The organism is Streptomyces sp. NPDC088915, assembly GCF_044749825.1.
Lineage (GTDB): Bacteria > Actinomycetota > Actinomycetes > Streptomycetales > Streptomycetaceae > Streptomyces.
Genome location: NZ_JBIVIR010000026.1, coordinates 58,154 through 66,345 on the forward strand (window position 1 = coordinate 58,154; position 8,192 = coordinate 66,345).

Consider the following 8,192-nt stretch of genomic DNA (forward strand, 5'->3'; position numbering starts at 1 on the left):
GCCGTCGACAGGCGTACCCGCACCACCCCACCCCCGCGACACAATGAGGTGTTCCATGACGTCACGTTCCACCTCCGCGCGCGGCCGCGGCCGTCTGACCAGAAGGTCAGCCGCCCTGGCCCTCAGCCTTCTCGCCGGCACCGCCGCGATACCGGCCCTCGCCGCCGGAACCAGCACCCCGCAGCCCACCTCTGTCGCGGTCGCCTCCGACTTCGACAACCAGCTCGGCTGCGCCGGGGACTGGGCCCCCGACTGCGACCAGGCACAGATGCAGCTCCGCCCCGACGGCACCTGGGCCCTGACCGCCCGTCTTACGGCCGGCACCTACCAGTACAAGGCCGCCCTCGACCGCAGCTGGGCCGTCAACTACGGGCAGAACGCCGCCCCCGGCGGAGCGAACATCCCGCTCGCCGTCCCGGCCGGCGGCGCCGAGGTCACCTTCGTCTACGACCCCGTCACCCACTGGATCACCGACACCCTCAACACCACTCTGGTCACCGCGCTCGGCACCTTCCAGAACGAGCTCGGGTGCACGAGCGACGGCGCCACCGACTGTCTGGGCTCCTGGCTGACCGACCCCGACGGCGACGGCATCGCCACCTTCACCACCACCAAGCTCCCCGCGGGCACCTACACCGCACAGCCCGGCCTCGGCCTTCCTGCCCGGGCCGAGGGCGCGGCGACCACCTTCACCGTCGCCGCCGACGGCGCCGAGACCACCTTCGGATACAGCACCGCGTCCAAGACGCTGAGTGTCTACCCGGGCAAGCCCAAGCCGAGCCTCGCCCCCCGCTCCGGGTACTGGCTGGCCCCCGACCTCATCGCCTGGGACACCACCGGCAACCCGGGCGGCACCACCTACCAGCTGGCCACCGCCCCCGACGGCGGGCTCGCTGCCGGCGGCACCGGCATCAGCGGCGGCACCACCATCCCGCTCCAGCACGACCCCCGCGGCCTGCCCAAGGCACTGAAGGCGAAGTACCCGCACCTGGCCAATCTCAGCGCGCTGCGTGTCCCCGCCTCCTGGGCCGCCAAGGCACGCGACCTCGTCAAGGGCCAGAGCGCGATCGCCGCCCTCGGCCCCGACGGACAGCTCACCCATGCCACCGGCCTGCAGACCGCCGGAGTCTTGGACGCCCTGTACGCCGACAAGGCCAAGCGGGCCGCGCTCGGTCCCGTCTTCCACGCCGGCCGGCCCACCCTGTCGCTGTGGGCGCCCACCGCCCAGTCCGTGAGCGTGGAGCTCTACGACACCCCCACCTCCACCACGGCCCGCACCGTGCCGCTCACCCTGGATCGCGTCACCGGTGTGTGGTCGGTGCGCGGGGAGAAGAGCTGGGAGGGCCTGTACTACCGGTTCCAGGTCAAGGTATGGACCCCGGCAGCGCAGAAGACGGTCACCAACACCGTCACCGACCCCTACTCGCTGTCGCTGTCGGCGAACTCCACCCGCAGCCAGATTGTCGACCTCGACGACCGGAGCACCTTGCCCGCGGGCTGGGAGAAGTCCCGCTCGCCCAAGGCCCTGCCGCTGGAGAAGCAGCAGATCCAGGAGATCCACATCCGGGACTTCTCCGCGGCCGACACCGCCCTGCCCGCCGACACGCGCGGCACCTACCTGGCCTTCGCCGATCCCCGGTCACTGGGCATGAAGCACCTGAAGGACCTCAAGACCGCCGGCGTCACCACCATCCAGCTCCTGCCGGCCTTCGACTTCGCGGGCACGGCCGAGCGGCGCGCGGACCAGGCCACCCCAGACTGCGACATGGACGCCATGGCGCCCGACTCGCCCGATCAGCAGGCGTGCGTCGCCTCCACGCAGGCCCGCGACGCCTACAACTGGGGCTACAACCCCTTCCACTTCACCGTCCCCGAAGGCGCCTACGCCACCAGCCCGGACGGCACCGACCGCATCGTGCAGTTCCGCCAGATGGTCAAGGCCATCCACGACGCCGGCCTTAGTGTCGTCATGGACGTCGTCTACAACCACACCGCCGCCGCGGGGCAGGACGCCGCATCCGTCCTCGACAAGATCGTCCCCGGCTACTACCAGCGCCTGGACGCGACCGGCACCGTCACCCGCGACAGCTGCTGCGCCGACACCGCCCCCGAGAACGCGATGATGAACAAGCTCGTCGTCGACTCCGTGGCCACCTGGGCCAAGCACTACCGCATCGACGGCTTCCGCTTCGACCTCATGGGCCTCGACCCCAAGCAGACCATGCTCGACGTCAAGTCCTCCCTGGCCAAGCTCACCCCGGGCCGTGACGGCATCAACGGCAAGGCCAGCCTGCTGTACGGCGAGGGCTGGGACTACGGCATCGTCGCGGGCGACGCCCGCTTCACCCAGGCCACCCAGCGCAACATGGCTGGCACCGGCATCGGCACCTTCAACGACCGGCTGCGCGACGGCGCCCGCGGCGGCGGAATCTCCGATGCCGACCCGCGACGCCAGGGATTCGCCAGCGGCCTGTTCACCGCCCCCAACGGCGCCGACGTCAACGGCACCCCCGCACAGCAGAAGACCCGCCTCCTGCAGGACATGGACCTGGTCAAGATCGGCCTGACCGGCAACCTGGCCCGCTACACCTTCACCACCAGCGACGGCACCCGCCGCACCGGCGCCCAGATCGACTACAACGGCCAGCCCGCCGGCTACACCGCCTCACCCGCCGAAGCCGTCAACTACGTCGAGGCCCACGACAACCTCGCCCTGTTCGACACCCTCGCCTACAAGCTCGCCCCCGCAACCACCCCGGCCGACCGCGCCCGCCTCCAGGCCCTCGCACTGGCCACCAGCACCCTCTCCCAAAGCCCGTCCATGGCACAGGGCGGCACCGACCTGCTCCGCTCCAAGTCCCTGGACCACAACGCCTACGACAGCGGCGACTGGTTCAACACCATCCAGTGGGACTGCCGCAACGGCAACGGCAACGGCTTCGGCCGCGGCCTGCCGCTGGCCGAATCCAACAGCGCCCAGTGGCCCCTCGCACGACCGCTGCTGGCCGACCCGAAACTGCGCCCCGGCTGCACCGAAATCGCCGCCACCACCCGCCAGTTCCAGCAGTACCTGAAGATCAAGCAGTCCACCCCGCTGTTCTCCCTGGGCACCGCCCGCGCCGTCCAGCAGCGCCTGACCTTCCCCCTGTCGGGCACGGCCCTGGAAAAGCCCGGCGTCATCACCCAGCACCTCGACGGCCGCGGCCTGAACACCTACAAGTCCCTCACCGTCATCTACAACGCCACCCCCGGCGCACAGACCCAGACGGTCAAGGACCTCGCCGGCACCCGCCAGGCACTCCACCCCGTCCAGAGCGGCGGCAGCGACCCCGTCGTCAAGCAGGCGGACTTCAACCGGGCCACCGGCACCTTCACCGTCCCCGCCCACACCGTCGCCGTCTTCGTCCAGCACTAGACCCACACCCCCAATCACCAGCCCGGCAGGACAGCGCACCCGCGCAACCCTGCCGGGCCGGCCGCGTTGACCTGCAGAAAAAGGCTGCCGGCCCCCACGCGTGGCCCTCGAACACCGCCGATGCCATTGGACGCCTCCCCGCGCAGGGCGCGCCTGGCGAACATCGGTAACAGTCCACGCGGATCCTGTCCGACCCATTGACGACCACAAGTCACATGGTTATTAACTTGAGTTACAAACGGGTTAGCGAGCTGGTGTACTCCCGACGACGCCCCTGACCCGTACAGCAGGCACACGCCTGCGGCAGAGCCGCGCCGCTGGTCACCACACCAGCGCCGCCTTCCCTCACCACCCGCGCCGACGACCCCCGTCCGCAGGGCGGGTGATCCCATCCTGAGGAGGCACCACCTTGCACGGCACCCCCACGCGCCCCACCCGGCACCACAGAACACGCACCGCACCCGCGCTCCTGGCCGCGACCGCCATGGGACTGGCGCTCGTACCCGCCCTCACCACCGCCGCCCAGGCCGAGACCACCGCCACCGCCGTCTCGATCCCCGGCACCTTCAACAGCGAGATCGGCTGCTCCGGCGACTGGGCCCCCAACTGCAGCCAGGCCCAGCTCACCGCCCGCACCGACGGCTCGGGAGCCTGGTCGAAGACCATCAACATCCCGGCCGGCTCCCACTCCTACAAGGCCGCCCTCAACAACGGCTGGGCCGACAACTACGGAGCGAACGCCCAGTACTACGGCGCCAACATCTCCCTGAACATCCCCGCCGGCGGCAAGAACGTCACCTTCGCCTACGACCCGGTCACCCACTGGATCACCGACGACGTCAACCACAAGATCGTCACCGCCGCAGGCTCCTTCCAGTCCGAGATCGGCTGCGCCGCCGACTGGGCACCGAACTGTCTGGCCTCCTGGCTCAAGGACACCAACGGCGACGGCATCTACACCTGGTCCACCACCGCCATCCCCGCCGGCACCTGGAACGTCAAGGCCGCCATCGGCCAGTCCTGGACCGAGAGCTACGGCCAGGGCGGCAGCACCACCGGCGGCGACATCAGCTTCACCGTCCCCCAGGCCGGCTCCGCCGTCGACTTCTCCTACAACAGCACCACCCACGTGCTCAACGTCCAGACCGAACAGCCCCCCGGCCCGCCCCTGGACGGAACCCTCGGCGCTCTCTACACCCCCACCGAGACCACCTTCCGCATCTGGTCACCCGACAGCTCCCAGGTCTCCGTCACCGTCGGCGGCCAGGCCTACCCCCTCAAGCCCGCGGACGTCAGCGGCTACACCGGCGTCTACCAGGCCGTCGTGCCCGGCAACTGGAAGAACCAGCCCTACCAGTTCCGCATCGGCAACAACACCGTGCGAGACCCCTACGCCCGCATGGTCAAGCCCGGCAGCACCGAGGGCATCGTCATGGATACCGAGTCCATCGCGCCCGCCGGCGGCTGGGCTGCCCGCCCGGCGATCACCAAGCGCGAGGACGCCGTCATCTACGAGATGAACGTCCGCAACTTCACCATCGACCCCAGCTCCGGCGTGGACGCCGGCAAGCGCGGCAAGTTCGCCGGCCTGACCCAGACCGGCACCACCCAGGGCGGCGCCAAGACCGGCATCGACCACCTCAAGGAGCTCGGCGTCACCCACGTCCAGCTGCTGCCTTCGTACGACTTCAACAGCACCGTGCCCAACTGGGGCTACGACCCGCTCAACTACAACGTGCCCGAGGAGCAGTTCTCCCAGTTCACCGCCCCCGAGGACCGGGTGCGCGAGTTCCAGACGATGGTGAACGAGTTCCACAAGAACGGCATCCGCGTGATCATGGACGTGGTCTACAACCACACCGCGAGCAAGGACGTCTTCCAGAACATCACCGGGAAGTACTACCACGAGACCCAGCTCTCGGGCACCGGCAACTCCATCGACGACAGCAACCCCATGGTCAGCCGCATGATCATGGACTCACTGAAGTACTGGGTCGACACCTACAACATCGACGGCTTCCGCTTCGACCTCATCGGCGTCCACCAGTACAAGAACGTCGACCAGTGGGCCAAGTACCTCCAAGCCTCCTTCCCCGACCGCACCCTGCAGATCCACGGCGAGCCCTGGAGCGGCGGAGTCGACGACCCCCAGCAGGCCCAGAAGGTCCGCTACGGAACCACCCCCGCCATCGCCGGCGGCCACGTGGGCGTCTTCAACGGCACCTACCGCGACGCCGTCAAGGGCGGCACCCGCGACCAGCTCCTCGGCTACATGGGCGGATCCTCCTCCAACGCCTCCTCCATCGCCCTCGGCATGCGCGGCTCCCCGCTCGCCACCAAGAGCACCACCCCGCTCGCCGACCCCTGGGCCGCCGCCTTCGCCTACGATCCCGAGCAGAGCATCAACTACGTCTCCGCCCATGACGACCTCAACATCTGGGACAAGATCACCTACTCCGGCGTCACCGGCGGCCCGACCGGCCGAGCCGGACAGATGAACCGCTTCGCCACCGGCATGATCCTCACCTCCCAGGGCATCCCCTTCTTCCACGAAGGCGACGAGTTCCTCCACTCCAAGGTCGTGGGCGGCGACTACGAGGCCGCGAAGAACTCCTACGAGTCCGGCGACAACGTCAACGCCATCCAGTGGGGCGAGAAGACCGCCAACAACGCGATCTTCCGCTACTACAAGGACGCCATCGCACTGCGCAAGAACACCCCCGCCCTGCGCCTGGACAGCTGGGACGCGGTGAAGAACCAGATGGCCACCACCGTCAACGGCTCCATCGTCACCTCGGCGATCAGCTCCAACGCCGCCACCCCCACCACCCCCGACACCGTCGTGGTCTACAACCCGACCAACAGCTCCACCAACGTGACCCTGCCCGCCGGCACCTGGAAGAAGGTCCTCGACACCAACGGGGCCACCAGCTCCACCAGCACCACTGCCGACCCGCTCGCCGTCACCGTCTTCAAGAAGTCCTGACCCTCCCCGCCACAAAGCTGTGTGCCGCCGCCCCTCTGGCGGCGGCACACAGCCCATTCACGACCCAACAGCAGCCCATCACCACCCGAAACCCGATCCAGGCTTCCCCGCACCCCACCAGCCCCGCCTGACCACCGACCGGGCCGGGCATCCCCCGAGGAGTCCCCATGCGCCGCGCCCTCACAGCAGCCGCCACCGCAACGGCACTCGTTCTTTCCACCACCGCCTGCTCCCTCATCTCCGACGCCGAGCCCGTGACGATCACCTGGTGGGACACCTCCGACGCCAAGAACGAAGCACCGGCCTTCAAAGCCCTCGTCAAGGACTTCGAGAACACCCACCCCGGCATCAAGGTCACCTACGTCAACGTCCCCTTCACCGACGCCCAGACCAGATTCCAGACCGCCGCGGCCGCCAAGAAAGCCCCCGACGTACTGCGCGCCGATGTCGGCTGGATCCCCGGGTTCGCCAAGGCCGGCTACCTCGCACCCCTCGACGGAACCCCCGCCGAACCCGACGACTTCTACTTCGACAGAAAACTCATCAGACAGGCCACCTACAAAGAGCACCTCTACGGCGTCCCGCAGACCACCGACACCCTCGCCTTCATGTACAACAAGAACCTGTTCACCAAAGCCGGCATCGCCGACACCCCTGTGACATGGGACGACCTGAAAGCCGACATGGCGAAAATCAAGGAGAGAACAGGAGCAGACGGCTTCGCCTTCAACCCTCAGGCGTACTTCGCTATGCCCTTCCTGTTCGGAGAAGGCACCGACCTCGTGGACGCCGACTACGAACGAATCACAGTAAACTCCCCTGAAGCGGTCAAAGGGATAGAAACGCTCGTATCGGTCCTGAAGGCCCCCGGAGCGCGGAAACTGGACACCACTGATAAGGCCTACGCCAACATCATGAACGCCTTCAGCAACGGCAAGGTCGCCTCCATCATCCAGGGCCCCTGGGAGACGGCAAACCTTTTCAAAGGGGCGGCATTCGCCGACAAGGAGAACCTCGGCATCGCCAAAATCCCCGGAGGCAGCTTCGGGCACGGCGCTCCACTCGGCGGCCACAACCTCGTCGCTTCCTCAACCTCGTCCCCCGCACAGCAGTCGGCCTCGCAGAAGTTCATCGCCTTCATGACCTCCGCATCGGCCCAGGAAAAGATCGCACTCACCAACGGAACCCTGCCGACCAGAATGGATGCCTTCACCGCCAAGGTGGTGTTCAGGCCAGAGATCGCAGCCTTCCACCTCGTCCTCAAAGACGGCGTCCCGCGCCAGCCAATCCCGGAATACACCGCGCTCTACGCAGCCATGGAACCGAACCTGGTCAACATCCTCACCGGCCGCGTTACCGCGCAGCAAGGACTGAAAAAGACATCTGACCAGGCTCTCCAACTCCTGCCCGACTACCGCACGTCCTGAGGACCGCCGAGTAGGGCCTCTACACCAAACCACTGCCCGAGCAGCCGACTGGTCTGCCGGACGGCTGGACCGGATCCGGTGCCGCGAGGCGCGGCTGCTGGAGCCGCCCGGTGGATCACAGCCTGCCACCGGCTGGGCTTCGCCACCGAGGTCGGGCACCGGCTTGGCGACGGGTACGTGCAGCGGGCGGACCTGGTGGTGCGGGCGCCGGAGGCCGGAGTGCCGGTGATGCTGCTGGAGATCGACCGCCGCTCCGAAGACGCACACGACCTAGGCAGTGTCTTCAAAGTGGCCTGATGGGGGATCATGTCGTCATGGTGCGTCGTCATGAGCTGACGGATGTGGAGTGGGAAGCGCTATCCGG

3 protein-coding genes are annotated in these 8,192 nt (G+C 68.1%); all 3 read left to right on the top strand.

What is annotated here, in order from left to right; translation table 11 throughout:
- Positions 1-55: 55 nt before the first annotated feature.
- The 3 genes from pulA to ACIP5O_RS34365 all read left to right on the top strand — a co-directional run bounded on the left by pulA (position 56) and on the right by ACIP5O_RS34365 (position 7,828).
- Positions 56-3,415 (top strand): pullulanase-type alpha-1,6-glucosidase, encoded by a 3,360-nt coding sequence (gene pulA, locus ACIP5O_RS34355; protein ID WP_401300974.1) that lies wholly within the window; start codon positions 56-58, stop codon positions 3,413-3,415.
- Between the two features lie 409 nt (positions 3,416-3,824).
- On the top strand, positions 3,825-6,401 hold the full coding sequence (locus ACIP5O_RS34360) for an alpha-amylase family glycosyl hydrolase (protein WP_401300977.1): 2,577 nt from the start codon (positions 3,825-3,827) through the stop codon (positions 6,399-6,401).
- Between the two features lie 167 nt (positions 6,402-6,568).
- Complete coding sequence (locus tag ACIP5O_RS34365) at positions 6,569-7,828, top strand: extracellular solute-binding protein (protein WP_401300980.1); 1,260 nt, start codon at positions 6,569-6,571, stop codon at positions 7,826-7,828.
- Positions 7,829-8,192 lie beyond the last annotated feature (364 nt).